The sequence below is a fragment of the Streptomyces sp. NPDC002499 genome (genome assembly GCF_053595415.1).
This window is the reverse complement of record NZ_JBSFXO010000005.1, coordinates 567,578-588,286: the sequence shown is the minus strand read 5'-3', so window position 1 is coordinate 588,286 and position 20,709 is coordinate 567,578. Positions and strand designations below refer to the sequence as shown.

22 protein-coding genes are annotated in these 20,709 nt (G+C 68.9%); 14 read left to right on the top strand and 8 right to left on the bottom strand.

Going from position 1 to position 20,709, the window contains the following annotated elements:
* The first annotated feature begins 1 nt into the window (after position 1).
* Entirely contained in the window at positions 2-967 is a 966-nt protein-coding gene (gene ygfZ, locus ACWD5F_RS16845) for a CAF17-like 4Fe-4S cluster assembly/insertion protein YgfZ (protein ID WP_451254989.1), read from the top strand.
* Positions 968-1,012: 45 nt separating this feature from the next.
* Here ygfZ and dtd read toward each other — a convergent pair whose 3' ends face one another.
* Entirely contained in the window at positions 1,013-1,438 is a 426-nt protein-coding gene (dtd, locus tag ACWD5F_RS16840) for a D-aminoacyl-tRNA deacylase (RefSeq protein WP_401715663.1), read from the bottom strand.
* Between the two features lie 158 nt (positions 1,439-1,596).
* Between dtd and ACWD5F_RS16835 the strand changes: the two genes are divergently transcribed.
* From ACWD5F_RS16835 to ACWD5F_RS16825, 3 genes are all read left to right on the top strand, one after another.
* Positions 1,597-2,247 carry an RsiG family protein gene (locus tag ACWD5F_RS16835; RefSeq protein WP_451254987.1) on the top strand — a complete coding sequence of 217 codons (651 nt, stop codon included), beginning with the start codon at positions 1,597-1,599 and terminating at the stop codon, positions 2,245-2,247.
* Positions 2,248-2,350: 103 nt separating this feature from the next.
* Positions 2,351-3,313, top strand: coding sequence for an asparaginase (locus tag ACWD5F_RS16830; RefSeq protein WP_451254985.1), 963 nt, complete (start codon positions 2,351-2,353; stop codon positions 3,311-3,313).
* A gap of 136 nt (positions 3,314-3,449) precedes the next feature.
* Positions 3,450-4,703 carry a GNAT family N-acetyltransferase gene (locus ACWD5F_RS16825; protein ID WP_451254983.1) on the top strand — a complete coding sequence of 418 codons (1,254 nt, stop codon included), beginning with the start codon at positions 3,450-3,452 and terminating at the stop codon, positions 4,701-4,703.
* 205 nt (positions 4,704-4,908) lie between these two features.
* Here the strand turns inward: ACWD5F_RS16825 and ACWD5F_RS16820 are convergent, their stop codons facing one another.
* Entirely contained in the window at positions 4,909-5,091 is a 183-nt protein-coding gene (locus ACWD5F_RS16820) for a hypothetical protein (RefSeq protein ID WP_401715669.1), read from the bottom strand.
* 170 nt (positions 5,092-5,261) lie between these two features.
* On the opposite strand from ACWD5F_RS16820, the gene ACWD5F_RS16815 reads away from it, so the two are divergent.
* On the top strand, positions 5,262-6,179 hold the full coding sequence (locus ACWD5F_RS16815; RefSeq protein WP_451254981.1) for a winged helix-turn-helix domain-containing protein: 918 nt from the start codon (positions 5,262-5,264) through the stop codon (positions 6,177-6,179).
* Between the two features lie 45 nt (positions 6,180-6,224).
* On the opposite strand, the gene ACWD5F_RS16810 is transcribed toward ACWD5F_RS16815, so the two are convergent.
* Positions 6,225-6,413, bottom strand: coding sequence for a hypothetical protein (locus ACWD5F_RS16810; RefSeq protein WP_123996644.1), 189 nt, complete (start codon positions 6,411-6,413; stop codon positions 6,225-6,227).
* A 183-nt stretch (positions 6,414-6,596) separates the two neighbouring features.
* On the opposite strand from ACWD5F_RS16810, the gene ACWD5F_RS16805 reads away from it, so the two are divergent.
* Together ACWD5F_RS16805 and ACWD5F_RS16800 are read left to right on the top strand one after the other, a co-directional pair.
* Positions 6,597-7,475 (top strand): GntR family transcriptional regulator, encoded by an 879-nt coding sequence (locus ACWD5F_RS16805; protein ID WP_451254979.1) that lies wholly within the window; start codon positions 6,597-6,599, stop codon positions 7,473-7,475.
* 29 nt (positions 7,476-7,504) lie between these two features.
* On the top strand, positions 7,505-8,218 hold the full coding sequence (locus tag ACWD5F_RS16800; protein ID WP_451254977.1) for an HAD family hydrolase: 714 nt from the start codon (positions 7,505-7,507) through the stop codon (positions 8,216-8,218).
* An 18-nt stretch (positions 8,219-8,236) separates the two neighbouring features.
* Here ACWD5F_RS16800 and ACWD5F_RS16795 read toward each other — a convergent pair whose 3' ends face one another.
* Entirely contained in the window at positions 8,237-8,419 is a 183-nt protein-coding gene (locus ACWD5F_RS16795; protein ID WP_451254975.1) for a hypothetical protein, read from the bottom strand.
* Positions 8,420-8,590: 171 nt separating this feature from the next.
* Between ACWD5F_RS16795 and ACWD5F_RS16790 the strand changes: the two genes are divergently transcribed.
* A complete protein-coding gene (locus ACWD5F_RS16790; RefSeq protein ID WP_451254974.1) occupies positions 8,591-9,514 on the top strand; it encodes a winged helix-turn-helix domain-containing protein in 924 nt (307 codons plus the stop codon).
* On the opposite strand, the gene ACWD5F_RS16785 is transcribed toward ACWD5F_RS16790, so the two are convergent.
* A complete protein-coding gene (locus ACWD5F_RS16785; protein ID WP_451255125.1) occupies positions 9,474-10,247 on the bottom strand; it encodes an HAD family hydrolase in 774 nt (257 codons plus the stop codon). The two genes, ACWD5F_RS16790 and ACWD5F_RS16785, sit on opposite strands and share 41 nt — an antisense overlap.
* Before the next feature lie 243 nt (positions 10,248-10,490).
* Here ACWD5F_RS16785 and ACWD5F_RS16780 point away from each other — a divergent pair, with 243 nt between their 5' ends.
* From ACWD5F_RS16780 to ACWD5F_RS16765, 4 genes are all read left to right on the top strand, one after another.
* Positions 10,491-11,579, top strand: coding sequence for a phosphotransferase (locus ACWD5F_RS16780; protein ID WP_451254972.1), 1,089 nt, complete (start codon positions 10,491-10,493; stop codon positions 11,577-11,579).
* Between the two features lie 155 nt (positions 11,580-11,734).
* On the top strand, positions 11,735-13,867 hold the full coding sequence (locus ACWD5F_RS16775; protein WP_451254970.1) for a phosphotransferase family protein: 2,133 nt from the start codon (positions 11,735-11,737) through the stop codon (positions 13,865-13,867).
* A 30-nt stretch (positions 13,868-13,897) separates the two neighbouring features.
* Entirely contained in the window at positions 13,898-14,521 is a 624-nt protein-coding gene (locus ACWD5F_RS16770; protein WP_451254968.1) for a TetR/AcrR family transcriptional regulator, read from the top strand.
* A gap of 40 nt (positions 14,522-14,561) precedes the next feature.
* A complete protein-coding gene (locus tag ACWD5F_RS16765) occupies positions 14,562-16,646 on the top strand; it encodes a HelD family protein (protein WP_451254966.1) in 2,085 nt (694 codons plus the stop codon).
* A 48-nt stretch (positions 16,647-16,694) separates the two neighbouring features.
* On the opposite strand, the gene ACWD5F_RS16760 is transcribed toward ACWD5F_RS16765, so the two are convergent.
* Positions 16,695-17,579, bottom strand: a complete 885-nt coding sequence (locus ACWD5F_RS16760; RefSeq protein ID WP_451254964.1) for a nitroreductase/quinone reductase family protein — start codon at positions 17,577-17,579, stop codon at positions 16,695-16,697.
* 183 nt (positions 17,580-17,762) lie between these two features.
* On the opposite strand from ACWD5F_RS16760, the gene ACWD5F_RS16755 reads away from it, so the two are divergent.
* Complete coding sequence (locus ACWD5F_RS16755; RefSeq protein WP_451254962.1) at positions 17,763-18,386, top strand: RraA family protein; 624 nt, start codon at positions 17,763-17,765, stop codon at positions 18,384-18,386.
* 72 nt (positions 18,387-18,458) lie between these two features.
* A complete protein-coding gene (locus ACWD5F_RS16750) occupies positions 18,459-18,953 on the top strand; it encodes an HAD domain-containing protein (RefSeq protein WP_451254961.1) in 495 nt (164 codons plus the stop codon).
* A 263-nt stretch (positions 18,954-19,216) separates the two neighbouring features.
* Here the strand turns inward: ACWD5F_RS16750 and ACWD5F_RS16745 are convergent, their stop codons facing one another.
* Together ACWD5F_RS16745 and ACWD5F_RS16740 are read right to left on the bottom strand one after the other, a co-directional pair.
* A complete protein-coding gene (locus ACWD5F_RS16745) occupies positions 19,217-20,071 on the bottom strand; it encodes a GNAT family N-acetyltransferase (RefSeq protein ID WP_451254959.1) in 855 nt (284 codons plus the stop codon).
* 28 nt (positions 20,072-20,099) lie between these two features.
* Positions 20,100-20,642 (bottom strand): ATP-binding protein, encoded by a 543-nt coding sequence (locus ACWD5F_RS16740; protein ID WP_451254957.1) that lies wholly within the window; start codon positions 20,640-20,642, stop codon positions 20,100-20,102.
* Positions 20,643-20,709 lie beyond the last annotated feature (67 nt).

Here is a 20,709-nt window from a genome sequence, read left to right as displayed (position 1 = left end):
CATGAAGAGCCCTCTGCTGTCCCTGCCCGGCGCGGTTCCCGCCGAGGGCGTGGACGAAAGCGTCGCCGCCCACTACGGCGACCTGTTCCGCGAGCAGCGTGCCCTCGCCGACGGCACCGGATTCGTCGACCTCTCCCATCGGGGCGTCGTCGCCGTCACCGGTGCGGACCGGCTGAGCTGGCTGCATCTGCTGCTCACCCAGCACGTCAGCGACCTGCCGGCCGGCCTCGCCACCGAGGCGCTGATCCTCTCCGCGCACGGTCATATCGAGCACGCGCTGTATCTGGTCGACGACGGCACGACGGTCTGGATCCACGTGGAGCCCGGCACCCAGGAGGCGCTGATCGCCTACCTGGAATCGATGAAGTTCTTCTATCGGGTCGAAGTCGCCGACCGCAGCGATGAGTTCGGGATCGTGTACCTTCCCGCCGGGTCCATCGCCGAGGTGCCCGAAGGCGTCGTCGTGCGCGAGACGCCGTACGGCCGTGATCTCTTCCTGCCGCGCGCCGAGCTGGAGTCCTTCGCCGCGAAGGCCGGACCGGCGGCCGGGATCCTCGCCTACGAGGCCCTGCGCGTCGAACACCACCAGCCCCGCCTCGGCTTCGAGACCGACCACCGCACGATCCCGCACGAGCTGGGCTGGATCGGCACGGCCGTTCACTTGCAGAAGGGCTGCTATCGAGGGCAGGAGACCGTCGCCCGGGTCCAGAATCTCGGCAAGCCCCCGCGTCGGCTCGTCTTCCTCCACCTCGACGGCAGCGAGGTCCACCTCCCCGCCGCGGGCACGGAACTCCGCGTCGCCGACGACGGCCCCGACGGCCGCAAGATCGGCTTCATCACGACGGCCGTACGCCACCACGAACTGGGGCCGATCGCCCTGGCGTTGGTGAAGCGGAACGTGGCGGTGGACGCGAGGCTGCTCGCCGACAGCACGGCCGCGGCTCAGGAAGTCGTCGTAGAACCGTAGGTCTTGGGGGGTGGGTGCGGCTCACATCTGGCTGTGGGGCGCCGCTCACATCTCCAGCAGGACCGTGAACGGGCCGTCGTTCGTCAGTGACACCCGCATCTGCGCGCCGAAGCGGCCCGTCGCCACCGTCGCGCCCAGGGCGCGGAGTTGGGCCACGACCTCCTCGACGAGGGGTTCGGCGATGTCGCCGGGGGCGGCCGCGTTCCAGGTGGGGCGGCGGCCCTTGCGGGCGTCGCCGTACAGGGTGAACTGGCTGATGACCAGGAGCGGGGCGTCGATGTCGCTGCACGACCGCTCGTCGTGCAGCATGCGAACCGACCAGAGTTTGCGGGCGAGTTGGGCCGCCTTCTCCTTGGTGTCCTCGTGCGTGACGCCGACCAGGACGCACAGGCCCTCGCCCTCGATCGCCCCGACCGTCTCGCCGTCCACGACGACGCTCGCGCCGTCCACCCGCTGCACCACTGCTCGCATGCCGACCATGATGCCGTGTCCGGAACACGAGTCCGAAGCCGGCTTCTTATTGATCCTTAACCCCCCATCTGGGGCCGATCGGGGGCACTCGGTCACATAGCGGCCACTTGGGGTGGCACGATGCTTCACACATCCGGTCGAGGGGACGGTAGAGGCACATGAGCACACCGAGTACCGGGCAGCCACCCGGGGCGGTCTCGTCGATCCGTGACGAGGACCGCACGCCGCTACGGCCGCCCGCGCAGCGCACCGACAGCCCGGGGCCGAGCAACGGGGGCCCGGGACAGCGCGGCGACAGCTCCGGTCTGCCCGCCGATCCGCCCGAGCCCGACCTGCCCGTGCTGAGCCTGCCCGAGCTGCGCACCCTGCGCCGCGACGCGCAGCGCGACGAGGCCGACCTCAGCTACGTACGCCGGCTGCTCCAGGGCCGTATCGACATCCTCCGCGCCGAACTCGCCCGGCGCTCCCCGGCCGGCGCCGCCTCCGTGGTCGTCGTCGAGCGGCTCGGCGAGATCCTGACCGACGCCCCGGCCCGGCACCGCTCCTCGGCCCGCCATGTGACGCTGGGTACGCCGCACAGCGAGGAGTACCGGCGGCTGGCCGCGGACATGCTCGCGGAGGTCGAGCTGTCGGACCTGGACGCCCGTACGGACCTGGAACTGAACACGGCGATGGGCCGGCTCGTGCGCTACGAGCAGCAGGTCTCCCGGCGCCGGCAGCGGCTGCAGCGCACGGCGGACGACTGCAGCGGGGAGATCGCCCGCAGGTACCGTGAAGGGGAAGCGCAAGTCGACGACCTGCTGATGTGAGGCGGGGCCCCGGCGATCCCGGGTGCGCCGGGCCTTGAGGCGGGTCCGTTCCACCCGGGTGCGGCAGGCCTCATCCGGGACCCTCTCCGGAAGGCCACCGCCGATGTCCGTCTCCGCCATATCCGTGCTGTCCCCTGTGCTCGCTGAGGTCGTCCGCTCCGGGTTCGTCGAGAGCAGACACCGGGGCAGCCTGGTCCTCCTGGACGCGGACGGGGCGGTGGAACTGGCCTTCGGCGAGGTGACGGAACCGGTCTTCCCGCGCTCCTCCAACAAGCCGATGCAGGCGGCCGGAGTACTGCACGCGGGCCTCGACCTCACCGGCGAACGGCTCGCACTCGCCGCCGCGAGCCACTCGGGCGAACCCTTCCACCGGGACCTGGTCCAGAAGATGCTGGACGAGCACGGGCTCGACGCGGGCCTGCTCCAGTGCCCGCCCGACCTCCCCCTCGACGAGGCGGAGCGCGAGACGTACCTGGCCGCCGGCGCCGTACGCGACCGCGTCACCATGAACTGCTCCGGCAAGCACACCGCGATGCTCGCCGCGTCCGCGCTGAACGGCTGGCCGCTGGACACCTACCTCGACCCGGCCCACCCGCTCCAGCAGCTCATCCACAGGGTTGTGGAGGAAGCGTCGGGGGAGCGGGTCGCGGCGGTGGGTACGGACGGCTGCGGGGCGCCCCTGATGGCGATCTCCCTGACCGGCCTGGCCCGCGCCTTCCACACCTTCGTCCTGTCGCCCCCCGACTCCCCGGAACGCCGAGTCGCCGACGCCATGCGCGCCCACCCCGAATACGTCGCCGGCACCCACCGCCACGACACTTGGCTCATGCGCGAGGTCCCGGGCGTCCTGTCCAAGATGGGCGCGGAGGGCGTCCAGGCGGTGGCCCTCCCGGACGGCCGCGCCCTCGCCTTCAAGATCGAGGACGGAGCGGCCCGGGCCCTGCGGCCGGTGCTCGCGCGGGCACTGACCCTGCTGGGGGTCGAGTCGCCGGTGGTGGAGCGGATCGGGCGGGTGGGGTTGTCGGGCGGTGGGCGGGTGGTGGGGGAGATCCGGGCGGGGTTCTGAGGACGTTGCCTGGGCGGACGAGGCGTCTCGCGTGTGGAGGAGGCGTCTCCGTGACCGGGGAGGCGTCCCCGTGACCGGGGGAGGCGTCTCGAAAATCCGCGCGACGACCCCACCGCCGTGGATCTACGGTGATTCCATGAGCCGATCCACGCATGTCGACGTCCGTCCGATCACCGAGGCCGAGTTTCCCGACTGGCTGCGTGCGGTGAACACCGGGTTCCTGCGGGAGCCGGTGGTGGGGGAGGACGAACTGGCGGCTCGGCGTACGCAGTTCGTGGCGGGGCGGTATCTGGGGGCCTTCGACGGTGACCGGTGCGTGGCGACGTTCCGGTCGTTCGCGCAGGAGGTCACCGCGGTCGGGGGTGCGCCGGTGGCCGCCGACGCCGTCACGGGGGTCACCGTCACGGCCACCCACCGCCGGCGCGGGCTGCTCACGCGCATGATGAACCAGGACCTCGCGGCCGCCAAGGAACGCGGCGATGTGGTCGCCACGCTGATCGCCGCCGAGTACCCGATCTACGGGCGGTACGGCTTCGGGCCCGCCGCCTCCTCGACCGAGTGGGTCGTCGACGTGCCGCGCACCGGACTCGACCGGCGTTGGTCGGGACCGGCGGACGGTGGGCGGATCGACCTCGTGGAGCCCGAGGAGGTGCGCAAGATCGGCCCGGAGCTGCATGAGCGGGTGCGTCGCGGCACGCCGGGTGCCATCAGCCGCGACGACTGGTGGTGGCAGCTCAGGACCGGCGCCGTGCGCGTCGAGAAGTCGTGGACGGTCCCGTTCTTCGTCGCGTACCGCGCTCCGGACGGCACGGTCGAGGGCCTCGCGGCCTACGAGGTGGACGACAACTGGGGTGACGCGAAGCAGCCGTTGGACACGGCGACCGTGCGCTGGCTGAGCGCGGCGACGCCGGCCGCCGAGCGCGCCCTGTGGCACTACCTCTGCTCGATCGACTGGGTGACCCGGGTGAAGTCCGGCCCCCGCGCCTCCGACGACCTGCTCCCTCTCCTCCTGCCCGACCCGCGCGCCGCGCGCATCACGACGCAGTCGGACTGGTTCTGGGTGCGGATCCTGGATGTCGTACGGGCTCTGGAGGCGCGTACGTACGAGGGGACGGGGTCCCTGGTCCTCGAGGTGGCCGACCGGGCCGGACTGGCGGGCGGGCGCTACCGGTTGGAGGCGTCGCCGGCGGGCGCGTCCTGTGTGCCGACCACGGAGAGCGCCGAACTCTCCCTCGACGTGGCCGAGTTGGCGGCGCTGTGGCTCGGTGACGAGTCGGTGGCGCGGCTGCTGGCGCTGGGCCGGGTCCGGGAAGAACGAGCGGGCGCCGGCCGGTCGGCCGACGCCCTGCTGCGTACGTCCAGGCGGCCTTGGTGCCCGGACATGTTCTGAGGCCTCCTCTTCTTCCGACGGCGATGACTGTTGCGGTACTCATCCGTAGCTGTGCTGTTCAGTTGTGACTGTGCCGGTGGAGCTGTTCAGTTGTCGGTGTTCAGTTGTGGCTGTGCGGTTGGTGCAGACTGACCAAGCTCCCGGCTCCCCTCCGGAAGGGAGCTCGGTCAGCCGGACTGGAGCGACTCGGCCGAACTGGGTCGGCTCAGCCGGACTGGGCGAGCAGCATCACGAGGATGACCGCTCCGATGCCGCTGATCATGGTGTTGCGGGCTTTGATCCCGACGGTCAGCGCGACGATGGCGATGATGCCCATCGGGCCGTACCGCCACTGGACGAGCTGCTCGAAACCGATGGCGAGGGCGGCGACGAAGAGTGCGAGCGGCATGAACGGTCCCTCCTTCGGGACGGGGAGGCGGACCCCGGTTGGCCAACCCTCCTGAAGTTTGACCATGTTGCTCAAGTTGGCGACCAACTTCACTTCACTTATCTCCACTTGGAAGCGTCTCATAACCACCTTCAGGAGAACTGCCCAAAGATGGCGGGAAGTTGTAGTGTTTGGTCGTGGACCCGAAACACGGCTCCGTCAATGGGCGGACGAGGTCACAGCGGCCACAGTTGTCCCATCACGACGTGGCCGACGAGCTGCGCGCCCGCATAGCGAGCGGCGCGCTGCGTGCGGGCCAACGCATGCCCACCCAGGCCAGGTTGGCCGACGAGTTCGGCGTCGAGCGCGGTGCCGTACGCCAGGCGCTGCGGATTCTGCAGTCCGAGCACCTGTTGACCAACGTGTCCAAGGGCAGCCCCGCGACCGTCGCCCTCGACCTGGGCCTCGGCAACGCCCTGACCGGCCCCGCAGCGCCCCCGCAGCCCACCACCGTCGCCCTCGCTCCCCGCATAGCGGCCGCCTTCGCGACCCCGCACGTCGAGATAGACGCCCTGTGTCTGACCTCGGTTTCGCTGACCCTGGCGATGGGGGAACCGCTGCGCCAGATCCACGCCGGACAGCTAAATCCGGCCAAGGTGGATGTCCGGGTGCTGCTTCCCTCGCGAGACATCGACCTGGCTTTCCCGACCCCGGTGGACGACGACTCCACCGACGACCGGCTGCAACGCCGTTGGCTGGCCCAGCGCAACGCCCAGGGTCAGGTGCTCCAGCACAACCTGCTGGCGTTGCGCGCCACGCACGGCATCGACGTGCACGTCACCTTCCGCGCCCTGCCCTTCACCCCGCCGGTGAAGCTGTACCTGGTCAACGGCAACGAGGCGCTCTTCGCGTACTACACGCTCACGCGGCGCGAGGAGGAGATCGGCGAGGAGCACCTGGAGATGTACGACGCCGAGGGCACGCAGTCCATGCTGTTCTCCTTCGCGCAGGGGGCCGGCCTGCGGGACACCACCTTCGTCGAGCAGTCCCACCTGTGGTTCAACGCACTGTGGGAGACGATCAGTTCGGAGCTGACGCTCACGAGCTGATGTCTCCCACGGGTTCCTTGGTGAGCGGTCGGACGGTGGCACCGCTCATAGAGCGGGCCCTGTCACCAGCAGGGCGAGCACGACGGCGCCGATGGAGCTGACGGCCGGGCTCTTGGCCTTGATGCCTATGGTGAGCAGGAGCAGCCCGATGATCCCGGTGACGCCGTACTTCCACTGGAGGGTCTGCTCGATGCCGACGACGAAGACGGCGGAGAGGAGAGCGAGGACTGGCACGGTGGTTCCCCCTTCAGGCTTCGCGGGCGGGACGGTGCGTGGGGGGTGTTGCCGGTAGAGGAAGCAAAACTTCCGCCAACTCAACCAAGTTGGCAACCAACTCCACCTAAGTTATCCCCACTTGGTACCTACTCATAAACAAGTCACCAACAACTCCCCGTAGATGGATTCGAGTTGTAGCGTTTGGTCGTGACACAGGAGAACGTGGCAGTGAACGGCAGCAGAAAGCTCTCCCCCCAGGAGATCGCCGACATCCTCAGGGACCGCATCCGCACCGGCGACCTCAAAGCCGGAGACCGCCTGCCCACCCAGGCCGAGCTCGCCGACGAGTTCGGCGTGGAACGCGGCACCGTCCGCCAGGCACTCCGCGCCCTCCAGGAGGACGGCCTCCTCAGCAACGTCAGCAAGGGCAGCCCGCCGCGCATCGCGGAGCCACCGGCGGTGAGCGGGGAGCCGCAGCCGACGATGGTGGGGCTGGCACCGCGGCTGGTGGAGGCGTTCTCGGTGCCGCATGTGCATGTGGACGCGGCCTGTCTGACCGCCGAGACCCTGATGCTCGGGCTCGGCGAACCCCTGCGCCGTATCCACGCGGGCGAGGTGCGCCCCGAGTCGATCAACGTCCGGATCATGCTGCCGTCCCGGGACATCCCGCTCGCGTTCCCGGTCCCGGTCGACGCCAGCGGCAGCGGCGACCCGGTCCACCAGCGTTGGCTGGCGCAGCGCAACGCTCAGGGCCAGGTCCTGAAGCACAACCTCCAGGCGCTGCGTGCCACGCACGGCATCGACGTCCATGTCACCTTCCGCGCACTGCCGTTCACCCCGCCCATCAAGCTCTACCTGCTCAACGGCACCGAAGCGCTGATCGCGTACTACATGATCACCAGGCGCGAGGAAGAGTGGGACAGCGGGACCCTCGAGATGTACGACACCCTGGGCGGCAAGTCCCTCCTCTTCTCCTTCGAGCAGCGAACCGGCCTACGGGACGCCGCTTTCGTCGAGCAATCCCAGAAGTGGTTCGACGCCCTCTGGGAAACCATCACCACGGACCTGACACTCTCTTAGTGACTTCTGAGACGACGCAGACTGAACTGGTGGCAGCTGAGATCGAGTACGACCCAGAGAGGCTTCAGGAACTGATCGCGCACGCTCGCGTCGTGCTGTGGGACTTCGACGGGCCGATCTGCCGGCTCTTCGCGGGGCACTCGTCGGAAGACGTGGCCGACCGAATCGTGGCGTGGTTGGGGACGCGCGGCCTGTCCGGCCTGCTGACGGAGGAGGAACGGGAGTGGGCCGATCCCCAGGCGATACTGCGGGTGGTCGACCGTCGGCACCCCGGCAGCGACCTGGTGGCGGAGATGGAGAAACGTCTCACTGACGAGGAACTCCACGCCGCTCCCACGGCGATGCCCACCGCCTGGGCCGATCCGCTGATCCGGACCTGGAAGGCCGTGGGCGCCGGTCTGGCCATCACGACGAACAATTCGCCGCAGGTGGTCCGCAGCTATCTGAGCACCCGCGGTCTGGACTCATGCTTCACCCCCCACATCTACGGCCGTACGCAGGTGCTGGAACACCTCAAGCCCCACCCGCACTGTCTCAACCGGGCGTTGAGTGCAATGGGGGCCGCGCCGTCCGCCGCGCTGATGATCGGTGATGCGCCCACGGACCTGGCGGCAGCGCGGCTGGCCGGTGTTCCGTTCCTTGGCTACGCGAGTAGCGAGCGCAAGGCCAAGCTCCTGAAGGACGCCGGAGCCGAGAACGTCCTGGGCTCACTGGAGCCCTTGTTGGGCCTGTTGCGTCGATAGCCGGCAGCGCGGAACCGATCAGGCCTGCATCATGAGCAGGACAAGCATGACTGCCCCCGCTGAGGCCCATGTCGGTCGGTGCGCCTTGATCCCGAGCCCCACAACGAGCAGGCACAGTAGGCCGAGACCGCCGTAGTGGTTCTGGATCACCTGATCCAGAACCACGGCGAACGCGGTGGACAGCAATCGCGCCTTGATCATGTCTCCCCCTGCCGCCAGTTCCGTGAAGCGATCAACTTGCAGTCCAATTGGACTGGTTGGCTTATCTGGGTTCTGCCCTGTCGTGCTGATCCCTTAACAAGCAGTCAAGTTGGCTTGTGGAGATGGCTGGAAGCAGGTTTGTGCGGCGGTCAGGAGAGGTACGGTCGCGATGTGAGCGGCGAGTACGGCAGCGAAGTCGGTGGCGGCAAGGAGTTCGATCGGGTCGCCGATGAGTTGCGCGCTCGTATGGCCGACGAGGTCTACCCGGTGAAATCCATGCTTCCGTCCCAACGGCTGCTGGCGGAGGAGTTCGGCGTCTCCAGGGACACCGTGCAGCGAGTCGTGAGGGAGCTGAGGGACGAGGGCTGGATCGAGTCGCGGCAGGGAAGCGGCTCCCGGGTGATCAGAACTCAGAAGGTCCATTCACCGAAGAGCAGCAAGCGAGAGGACCGCACGGTCACGCTCGGGCCGCTCATCGGCCGGGCCTTCGAGCAGAGCGAAGTGGTCCTGGACGTCTTCACGTTGTCGTCGGAGTCCCTGGACACACACATCCGGGTTCAGGCGGAACGGATCCAGAACGGGTTGATCGCTCCGCAGCGCCTGGCTCTGCGCATGCTGTTGCCCGACGAGTCGCTCGAGTTCCCCTACTGGCGGTCCGGGGAGAGCGGGCACGACCAGATGCTGAAGGACCGGTTCCTGGCGATCATGCGCCGGCATACCGCATCGCTTCGCGACAAGTTGAGCGACCTGAGGAGTCTGAAGCTCGTACCCTCCATGAGTGTCGAGGTACGTCGTGCCCCGCTGGTGCCGACGTTCAAGCTCTACCTGTTCAACGAAACAGAAGCGCTGCTGGGGCCTTACCGAGTCTTCAAACGACTCATTGCCGTTGGTCCGGACGAGATCGAGGCAACGGATGTGTTCGGCCGTGATGCCGGGCTCACACACCATGTCAAGGATTCCGACCCCCACTCCCAGGAAACGGTTCTTGTGGACCAGTGGCAGAGTTGGTTCGATTCGGCCTGGGATTTTCTTGCCGTCGCCGACGAGTCTTTTGTCATCCCTGACGAGCGGCGCGGAGCTTCTTCGCAGCCGTGACCACAGGTTGATGTGAGGCGACCACGACCTTGGCCCCTCTGTCCGTCATTTCCGCGGCCCGGTCCTTCTTCTTGGTGTATCCAAGAAATCGAGTTCCGGTCCGCTGGGCGACTTCCAGATCGGATAGCTTGTCGCCGACCAAGAGACAGTCGGAGGCGTCGAGGGCGAATCTGCTGATCGCGCGACGCACGCAGTGAGGATCCGGCTTCATGAGCCGTGCGTCGTCCGGGTCGCGGCCGAAGATGGAGCCCCCGAATTCGGACCCGAGCCCGATGTCATCTCGGTCCAGGAACGCCCGTACCGCGGCTTCGGCATTGTTGCTGACAATGGCCAGGCTCACGTCGAGGTCGGACAATAGCCTCACGAGAGTGACGATGTAGGGCGCTGGTACGGCAGTCCCGACGGCCCGGGCTTCCGCCTGCGCCACGATGTCCTCGGCAGCCTTGAGAGGTACCGCACTGAGCCCGTCCGGGTCTCCTTCGTACATGGCTCTGAGGTGCTGGAGGAGGTCATGCGAGTCGTCGCAACCCTCGACCTCCGGAGTGAGGAGGGGGAGTTCCCACTGCCTTCGTGCTGCCGTCTTGATCTCGTCGGCGATGCTCTTCGTGGGTGGACGACCCGACGGATCTCTGGGCAAACCACCGAAGAGGGAGCAGATGGGTCCGTCGAAGTCGAAGAGCACCGCCTTTGCCGGACCGAGAAGGCTCAGCAGGGCGTCCTGGCCGTCCGTCACGTCACCCAATGGCCCTCCTCGAGTTCAGGGGCGACAGTCTGGTCCACCGTTCGGCCCGGCCGCCAGCGCTTCCGGCCGGTTCACACGCAGGTGTCGAGGTCCTCGTTCGCACGTACGCCGGTTGGACCGGGAAGGCGACCGGCTCCACGAATGCCAGGGTTCTTCGCCGGAGCCTGATGCCGGGGTAGTAACGTGCGTCCCCTCTGCCTCATCGGCCCTCCCAGAATGGCCTGAAACCAGCGCATGACATCGCCTCCCGTTCCCGACAGCCGGCCGCACGCCGACGAGTTGGGCGTCGACGCCCGACTCGTCATGCGTCGCCCGTTCGAGGGATACCACCATGTGACGCATGTGCTGTCCTTGGCGGATCAGACGTGGATCAAGTTCCGGGAGCCGCGTGCGGAGATCCTGTGGTTCGACCGCAGGTGTTTCACGTCGGAGGAGGAGCTGCTCAGGGCTCTGAAGGAGCTCAAGATCGCCTGTGTGCCCGAGGTCGTGGACGTAGGCGGCACCGGGTTCCAGGGGTTCATCGAGGGGCGGACCGTCGGTTCGCGACGATGGTGGTCGAGCCGGCGAGTACCTGATGCGGTCTTCGATCAACTCGTCGAACTGTTCCGCGAAATGACGCGAATCAGGCCAGGCATGCTGACGGCCGAACGTCGATGCGAGGCCGACGACCGTCCGGATGACGGTGACACCGACGGCTTCCTGGAGCGTCTGATCGTCTTCATGGAGGACCGCGTCTACGGTGGGAACCGCCGACAGTTCGAGGGACTGTTCCGGGAACTCGGTGTGACGGACGAATCGTTCACCCTGCTCAGAAAACGTGTTTCCGGTCTGACTCGGCGGCCCTTCTGTCTGTTGCACGCCGATCTGCACCGCAAGAACCTGATCGTCGATCCGCGGGGCCGACTCTGGGTGATCGACTGGGAATTGGCGATGCTCGGTGATCCGCTGTACGACCTGGCTACCCATCTGTACCTCATGCGCTATCCGGAATTTCAGGAAGCCCGCATGATCGAGGAGTGGTGCAGGATCGCCGAGAATGTCAGGCCCGGCAGTTCTCTTGGCTGGCAGGAGGACCTGCCACGAATCCTTGAATTCAAGAGAGCTCAGTCGGTGTTCACCGATGTGATCCGTGAATCGCTGAGATTGCGTGCGGGAGCCGAACTCAACTGGATCGGACTTCCCCTGGCAGCCTGGAAGTTGCACCGGATCCTGAGGGCGGCGGCCGAGCCTCTTGGCCTGGAACAGGTGCCGACGCACAAGGAGATCACGACCGCCCTCGTCAACTGGCATAAGCAGATGCCCAGTCGGAGCCAGGTCTCCTGATCCCGCGTACCGGATCCGTGGTCGACAGTTGCCGTCCCGACGCCCGTCGGGGACTACCGTGTTGGTCTTGTTGAGTCCGGTTTCGGCGGTTGCCCGACGACCAGGAGCGGCCCGTGAGTGTTCGTCCTGCTCTCCCCGCGACTCGCCGTGTGCGAGTGGACGCTGCGCTGAGCACCGAGATCCTCCGACTTGCGTCGCTTGACGGGACGGAGTGCCTGGGACACCACAACGCCAACTATGTGTGGCGGTTGCCTGTGCGCGTGGCGGGACAGCTCGGCCTGGAGCCCGGCAGGACCGTGGTCGTGCGGGTCCGCAAGGACGACGTACTGCCTGTTGCCCTCCGGACGTGGTACGACGAGGGAGCCATCCTCGATTACGTCCGCCAGGTGCTCCCGCTCACCCCCGAGTGCCTGGCCGAGGGGCACGGCTTCACGATCCACAGCTATGCGGAGGGCGAGCCGCTCTCCAGCCGCTGCGAGAGCGGGAAGCCCGTCGACAGCCTGTTCGTCGGGGAGTTGGCCGATCAGCTCGCCCGGATGGCTCGGACAGGGACTCAGGGACTGCCCCCGTTGCCGTCGGCTTGGCCCCGCGACGGAGACAGCCAGGGCTTTCTGCAAGCCCTGGTGGCCCGCACGGAGTGGAGGATCCGGCGGTCCAATTGGGCTGCATTCGGCGGGCTGTTCAAGGCGCTGGGCGTTCCGGCGGACGCGCTTGTCCGGTTCGGCAGGCAGGTTCCCGGGATGAAGCTGACGAACCGGCCCTACGCGCTGCTCCATGCGGACCTGCACCGGGATAACGTGATCGTTTCCGAGGCCGCTGCTTCACCGGTCGTCTGCACGGATTGGGAGCTGGCGACCTACGGTGACCCTTTGCATGATCTGGCCACGCACCTCGTGCGTATGGAGTATCCCGACTATCAGTGGGACGAGGTCGTCGAGCTCTGGGCGAAGGCCCAGGGACGAATACGTCCCGAGGCTGTCCGCCGCCTGGACGACGACTTGCGTCACTACATCGCCTTCGAGCGGGCCCAGTCCGTCTTCCCGGATGTGATGCGCGCCGCCCGGGACCTGGAGTTCTCGTCGGACGAGGAGAGCCTGCACCGGGCGACCGCGCGTGTGTGCCGAGCCCTGGAGAACGCCGAGGAGCCACTTCGACTTTCCCGTGTGCCTGGCGTGTCCGAGGTCGGCCGCATTCTGTTCCGGTGGCAAGCGGCTCGTTCCGGCGTACGAGGCGCTCACCGTGGTACCCGTGCCCGGACGATCGACTGGACACCGGATCCGCGGTTGCCCGAGCGGCCGGAGTTCCCCCATTCCGCGGTCCGGGTCGCCCTCGCCGCGGAGGGTGCTGCCCCGGCCGAACGGATCCAGGAGGGCACCGTGCATCGCACCTCCGTGGTCTGGCCGACGGCGCTGCCCTTCCCTGTTGTGGTGCGGCGGCGGATGGCGAACGCGGTTCGGCGCGAACAGCGAGCCCTCAGCGAGCACATCGTGCTGCGGGCCATCGAGGAATCGAGCCTCCCGGTGTCGGCACCGAAGCTCTTGGCACTGGGAAGCAGTTGCGAGGGTGAGTCGTTCGCGATCCACACCCACGTCGGTGGACCGGACCTCGATGGTCCTCCGCACCACCCGGTGGACGGTCTGCTCCCGCATGAAGCGGACTCACTTGTCGATCAGCTCTGCGCCCTTGCGCAGGTGGACCACCGACAGCTCGATCCGGTAGCCGGCGAGGGCGGATTCCTCCGTCGGCTGTGTACGCGCCTTGTCAGCCTTGTGGCCGGTCTGCCCAAGGAGTCGCAGGAGGTGGCACGGCTCATGGGACTGCCCGACGCCGAGCGGCTGGATGAGATTCTGTCCCGCTGCCGGGTGACCGAGCGGAGGCCTGCCCTGCTCCACGGTGATCTGCACCCGTGGAATCTTGTACGGCACGACGGGTACCCGTGGCTGACGCTCATCGACTGGAAGATGTCCATGGTCGGTGACCCACTCTACGACCTGGTTCGACACATGCACCTGGCGCGGACGCTGCCCACTGTCTACGTGCGGATGTTCCGACGCTGGGAGTCCAAACTGGACGAGAGCCGTACGCGCGACTGGCGCAAGGATCGAAACACTTACCGGAGCATCGAGACCGTGCGCTCGGCATACGTCGACCTCGACTGCCTGGTCACGGGTGCGGGCCTGGAAGCTCCCCAGGTCCTCCGTGCCACGCGCTCCTACAGCACCACGTTGCTGGCGGCCGGCAGAGTCCTTGGGGTGCCCGTCCGCCCCGCGGTCCACGTCGTTCGGTAGGACCGGAAAGGCCGAGGCTACGCTCGCGCCATGGACGAGATCGGGCTGAGGCAGCGCAAGAAACAGCGGATGTACCAAGACGTCTCCGAAACAGCCATCCGCCTGTTCATGGAGAAGGGCTTCGACGCCGTCTCCGTCGCCGAGGTCGCCGCCGCGGCCGGGATCTCGAAGCCGACCCTGTTCCGGTACTTCCCGGCGAAGGAGGACCTCGTCCTGCATCGGATCGCCGATCATCAGGACGAGGCCGCACGGGTGGTCGTCGAGGCGGAGGGCGCGCCGGTTCCCGCGTTGCGGCGGCATTTTCTCGACGGGCTCGCTCGGTGTGACCCCGTCACCGGGCTCAGTGACCATCCGAACGTGCTCGCCTTCCACGCCCTCCTCTACGGGACTCCCGCCCTGGTCGCCCGGGTGTACGGCTACCAGGAGCAGGCGGAGGCCACGCTCGCCGAGGCGCTCGGCGGTGGGCTTGACGCGCGACTCGCCGCCGGGCAGATCGTCGCCGTGCGGCGGATCCTCGCGCTGGAGAACTGGCGGCGGATCGCCGACGGGGAGCCGGTCGAGGACGTGCGGGCGGATGCCGTCGCCGCGGCGGAGCGGGCGTTCGGGCTGCTCGCGGCCGGGTTGCCGCACTTCAGTCAGGGTGAGACTCGGTAATATATTTAACTCGGTTACGTTTTTTGGGTACGGTCGTCCCATGACGTCAGCCCAGCCGCACTCCCCCTCCCACTCCGCCCTCACAGAATCCCTCCACCGCGAGCGCGCCCACCACGACCGTTGCCGTACCGCCTTCGACGCCATGGTCACCGGCGCTCAGGAACACGTCGTCACCGGCGAGGACGTCTCCGCCTCCGGTGCGGACGCCGAGGTGCTCGGTTATCAACTGCGCAGCAAGGCCAAGGAGTTGGGGGAGCTGCCGCAAGGGCCTTTGTTCTTCGGGCGGTTGGACTTCGCCCGCGATGCCGATGGTGCAGGTGTCACCGACGGTGGTCGTGAACACTCCGGGCAGCGCTACTACATCGGCCGACTGCGCATCTCCGAACACCCCGCCGCCCCACCCCTCGTCGTCGACTGGCGCGCCCCCGTCTCTCGCGCCTTCTACCAAGCCGGCGCCCGTGACCCGCAAGGCGTCGAGGTGCGCCGGCGTTTCGGATGGGCGCCCGGGAGTCGCGGGGACTCCGTCGATCTCACCGGACTGGAGGACGAGCGGCTCGGTCAGGGCGAGTCCGGTACCGGGAACATGCTCGCGCGTGAGATCGAACGGCCCCGTGTCGGGCCCATGCGGGACATCGCCGCCACCATCCAGCCCGAACAGGACGATCTCGTACGCGGTGACATCGGGCTTTCGGTGTGTGTGCAGGGCGCCCCCGGCACCGGCAAGACCGCCGTCGGCCTGCACCGGGCCGCCTATCTCCTCTACACCCACGCCCAGCGCATCCGCCGCGCCGGCCTCCTCATCCTCGGCCCCAACCGCACCTTCCTCTCCTACATCTCCGAGGTGCTCCCGGCCCTCGGCGAGACCGGCGTGCGGCAGTCGACGCTGGGGGAGGAGATCGCGCGGCATCCCGTGCGGGGGACCGACAGCGAGCGGGCGGCCGTGGTCAAGCACGACGCCCGCATGGCGGAGGTGCTGCGCCGCGCGCTGTACGCCCATGTCTCGGTCGACGGCGTGGTCAACTCCCTCGCCATCCCCGACGGTTCGTATCAGTGGCGGGTCGGGGTCGGTGAACTCGCGCGGATCGTCGAAGGGGTGCGCGCCGAGGAACCGCCTTACGGGATCGGGCGCGAGCGGGTGCGGTCGCGGGTCGTGCGGAGCGTGCAGTTGCAGGCCGAGCGGCGGAGCGGGCCGCGCTCGGGTGCATGGGTGCAGAAGATCTCACGGGCGCGGGCGGTCGGCGCGTACGTCGATGCCGTGTGGCCACGCGTGCGGCCCGAGGAGGTCGTGGCCGAACTCCTCGCCGACCCGGACGTGTTGAACGCGGCCGCCGAGGGACTGCTGGACGCCGAGGAGCAGCGGGCCGTGCTCTGGGAGCGGCCGCCGCGGTCGTGGAAGTCGGCGCGCTGGTCGGCCGCCGACCTCGTCCTGCTCGACGAGGTCGCCGGGCTCGTCGAACACCCCGAGGGATACGGCCATGTCGTCGTCGACGAGGCACAGGACCTCTCCCCGATGGAGTGCCGGGCCATCGCGCGCCGCGCGCCCTTCGGTTCGCTCACCGTCCTCGGCGACCTGGCGCAGGGCACCACGCCCTGGGCGGCACGCTCCTGGGACACCTCCCTGCGCCACCTGGGCAAGCCGGACGCGGCCGTCGTACCGCTGACCGTCGGCTTCCGCGTGCCGGAGGCCGTCGTCACCCTGGCCAACCGGCTGCTGTCCCGGCTCGACGTCGACGTGGCACCGGGCAAGTCCCTTCGCCGGGACGGTGAGTTGAGGGTGCGGGAGGTGGTGGACGGGGATGTGGCGGGGGCGGTCGTGGCCGCCGTACGCGATGCGCTCGGGCGGGAAGGGTCGGTCGGGGTCGTCGCCGCGGATGCGGATGTGGAGTGGGTGCGGGGCTCGCTCGGTGCGGCCGGGGTCGTGGTGGGCGGGATGGACGAGCTGCGGGCGCGCGTGACCGTCGTACCGGCTTCTCTCGTCAAGGGGTTGGAGTACGACCATGTCGTCGCCGTCGAGCCCGCGGCGATCGCGGAGGCGGAGGCGCGCGGGCTGCATCGGCTGTATGTCGTGCTGACCAGGGCGGTGTCGCGGCTGGAGGTGGTGCACGGGCGGCCGTTGCCGTTCTGAGGACGGGATGGGAACGGGAACAGAACTGCGACGGCCGCCCGTGGTGGTTCAGGCGTGCGCGTCGAGGATCGGGATCAACTCCCCCTCCTCGTAGTCCAGGTGAGCTTCCAGGGCGAGCGTCAGGCGCTCCACCTCCGCGCGCACGGTGGCCGGGTCGCCTGCCTCGGTGCCTTCCGTGGCCAGGGTTCGGCGCAACTCCTCCACGAGCTCCGCGATCTGCTCGTGCTCCTCGCGCAGTCGCGCGATGGCTGTCGCCGTCTGCGGGTGGCGGTCGGCCACGAACGGGAACAGGGCCTGGTCCTCGCCGGTGTGGTGGTTGTGCAGGCCCTGGCAGAACGTGAGGCAGTTGACGCGGAGTTGGGCGCCGAGTGTGCCGCCCCCGTCGTCGGCCTTGCTCATCTCCTCGCGGATCAGGGCGAGTTCGCGGCGGAAGGCGTCGTGCACCACCTTGATCGCCTCGCCCATCGAGGAGGCGTTGATGTTTCCCGGGCCGCCCTGCGCGGTGTTGTGGAGGGCGACCACCGGGATCACCCGCTCGGTCTTCCTCTGGTACGCCGCCCAGCCCGGGTCGGCCTCCACCGCCCGCGCCCAGGCGGAGTCCCGTTCCTCGCCGGTCAGTACGACGGCCCGTGCCTCGTACGTGAACACCCCGCTCTCGACCGTGACATGGGGGTCGGCGAGGAGGTTGCGGTACCAGTCCGGGTGCCGGGGCGAGCCGCCCGCCGAGGCGATGACCAGGACGCGTTCGCCGCCGTCGGGGAGGTAGCCGACGGGGGTGGTGTGACGGGTGCCGGTGCGGGCGCCGGTGGTGGTCAGCAGGAGCAGGCGGGCGCCCTCGAAGTAGCCGCCGACGCGGCCGCGGTTCGCGCGGAACTCGTCGATGACCTGCTGGTTGAAGTCCTGGAAGGTGGTGGTGCTGTTCTCGTCGGGCAAGTCTTCTCTCTTCTCTTTCTCTCTCGCTGGATTCCGGTGGCGTGTTCCGGTGATGCAGATCGCGAAGAGAAAGAGACGGCGGGCCTCTGGCCCACCACGGCCTCACTCGGAGGCCGGGTACCCGACTCGCTCACGGCACAAGGCCGACCCGGCAGTCATGGGAGGGACGGTAGCGTCCGACGTATGACTGACGCCACCGGTTTCCAGCGCGTTCCCACCACCACCCTCGGCGAGATCCTCGACCGCGACCGGATCATGGACTTCGGCATCCGGCCGTTGTGGGGGCCGGTCGGACGGGTGGCCGGACCCGCGTACACCGTGCGCTGCGCACCCGGCGACAACCTGATGCTCCACACCGCCATCTACCGCGCCGAGCCCGGTTCGGTGATCGTCGTGGAGTCCGGTGACCTGGACTGGGCGCTGGCCGGTGGCAACGTCTGCGCGATCGCCCAGCGCCGGGGCGTCGCGGCCTTCGTCCTGGACGGGCTGATCCGCGATCTCGCCGAGGTGCGGGAGGCGCGGTTCCCGGTGTTCGCGCGCGGTGTCATCCCGATCCCGGGTGCCAAGTCGGCCGTAGCACCGCTGGGCGAGCCGGTGACCTGCGGTGGGGTGCGGGTCGAGGCCGGCGATGTGGTCGTGGCCGACGAGGAGGGCGTGGTGGCGGTGCCGTTCGCACGGCGGGCCGAGGTGCTGGACGCGGCCCTGGCCAAGCTGGCGAAGGAGGCCGACCAGACGCTGGACGACTGGGAGGCGGCGCACCGGGCTCGGGTCGAGAAGATCTTGGCGGAGCGGGGGTTCGAGGGCTGACCGGCACGAGCTCGGCGGGTTCGGTCGCCGTACCGCTTTCGCCGATCCCCGTCCTGGTCGATCCTGGTGGTGATGCTTCTTTTCCTCGACGTCGACGGAACGTTGCTCCCGTTCGGTGCGGCCGGGGCCTATCCGGCGTACGCGCCGCGCTTCGACGTGCCCGGGGTGGCCGACGGGCATCCCCTGCTGAGCCGCGTGGATCCGGCGCTCGGGGCCCGACTGGCCGCGCTGGACTGCGAGTTGGTGTGGGCCACGACCTGGATGGAGGACGCGAACGTCTGTCTCGCGCCGTGGCTCGGGCTGCCCCGGCTGCCGTCGGTGGACTGGCCGGACGAGGACGAGTTCCCGGCGCCGCTGCACTGGAAGACCCGGCCGCTGGTGGACTGGGCGGCCGGGCGGCCCTTCGTCTGGGTCGACGACGAGATCACCGACGTGGACCGCGCCTGGGTCGCCGGCCACCATCCCGAACGGGCCCTGCTGCACCGCGTCGACCACCGCCGCGGGCTGACCGACGCGGACTTCGACACGCTGGAGGAGTGGATCGGAGCGAGCCGTGCGAGGCGGTGAGCAGCGGAACTCTCGGTGGACCCAGGGGTGGTGGACGCAGGCGGCGATGCAGTGGGCGATGCAGGGGTGGAGGCGGAGGTGTCCGGCGAGCGGGTGGTGAGCGGCTGGTGGAACCACCTCGAGGAACGGACCCGCGAGGAAGTCGACGCCGACGTCCTGCGCGACCGGCGGCTGCGCCGGGCACCACGGCCGCCGTCTGCCGTCCGCCGTCCGCCTCGAGAACATCGCCCACTTCCGCCCCGGGGCAGAAACCGTAGGCCGCTTTAGAAGTCGTACGCCGCCCAGTCCGTGAGCGTGCGGTAGCCGAGGCGCTGGTAGAGGGCATTGCTCGTGGGGTTGGCGAGGTCCGCGAACAGGACGACGTCCTTCGCGCCCGCGGCCAGGGCGGCCCGGCTCACCGCCGCCGACGCCGCGGCCGCGTAGCCGTGGCCGCGCAGGTGGGACGGTGTGTAGACGACGTCCACCTGGATCTGGCCGCCGATCAACGGGTTCATGCCCGCGACGGAGACGGGGGTGCCGTCCGGGGTCTCCCAGAGCGTGTAGCGCTTGTCGGCGTAGCGGGTGTCGGCCCAGGTGTCGGCGTTGATGGTGACGTTCTCGCCGACGGCCTTGGCGAACTCGCCGCACCAGAACATGACTTCATCGAGATCCTGCTCGCCCAGGACGCGGCTCCGGCCGGCCGGGTGGGGCTCCGGCGGGGTGAGCGTGCCGAGGCCGTACAGGCGCACCCGTGTGCCGCGGATGGTCGGCGTCGCCCCGGTGTGCCGCTGCCAGGCCTCGGCGAAGGCGGTGGCCGTGTCGTTGCCCGCGCTGACGGAGCGAAGGGGGTGTCCGAGGGCGGCCAGCCGGGCGGCGAGGGAGTCGGCCTGCTCGGGGGTGAGCGGGGAGGGGCCCAGGGAACCGGGCGGGAGTCGGTAGAAGGTGGCCCGGACCTCGCCCGCCTGCTCCAGTACGCCGAAGACGGGGGTGCCGGCGAACGCCTCCGCCCCACGCTTCCGTACCCTCTCGGCCCAGGTCAGCTGCATGACGTGCAGGCCGGGCCGGGCGCGCAGGAAGTCTCCGGCGCGGGCCAGGAAGTCGTCCACGTCTTCGGTGAGGTACCAGTCGTCGGGTCGCATGCTCCATGGTTCCCCACGCCGGGAGACCTCAACTCTCAGCGCTCTGGGAACTCTTGACGGCTTCCGCGATCCTCGTCGCGGCCTGAGCCGGCGTCAGACGCGTGGTGTCGACGACCTCGGCCTCGTCGTGCAACCACGTGCGGGCCGCCTCCGCGTAGGGCTCCAGGTAGCGCAGGCGGAACGGGGAGTCGGGGCCGATGACGGTGTCGCCCGCGATGCGCGCACGGAGGGTGTCCTGGTCGGCGTGGAGGACGAAGTGCCGTACCGGAATGGCGTGTTGGGCCAGGCCTGCGCTGATCTCCCGCCAGTACTCCTCGACCAGCACGGTCATCGGCATCACCAACGTGCCGCCGGTGTAGTCGAGCACCCGGCGGGCGGTCTCGACCACGAGCGGCCGCCATGGCGGCCAGTGCTGGAAGTTGTCCGTCTCGGGCAGCCCCGGCGAGATGTCCATCAACGTCTCGCCGACCTTCTCGGCATCGAACACCCGCGAATCCGGGAGAAGTTGCCGCACGAGCACACTGGTCGTCGTCTTGCCCGCGCCATGGGTGCCGTTGAGCCATACGATCATGTGGCCGACGCTAGCGTGCCTTTCCGATCAGGTCTGCTCCGTGCTGTGGCCGAGGACGCGACTCTGA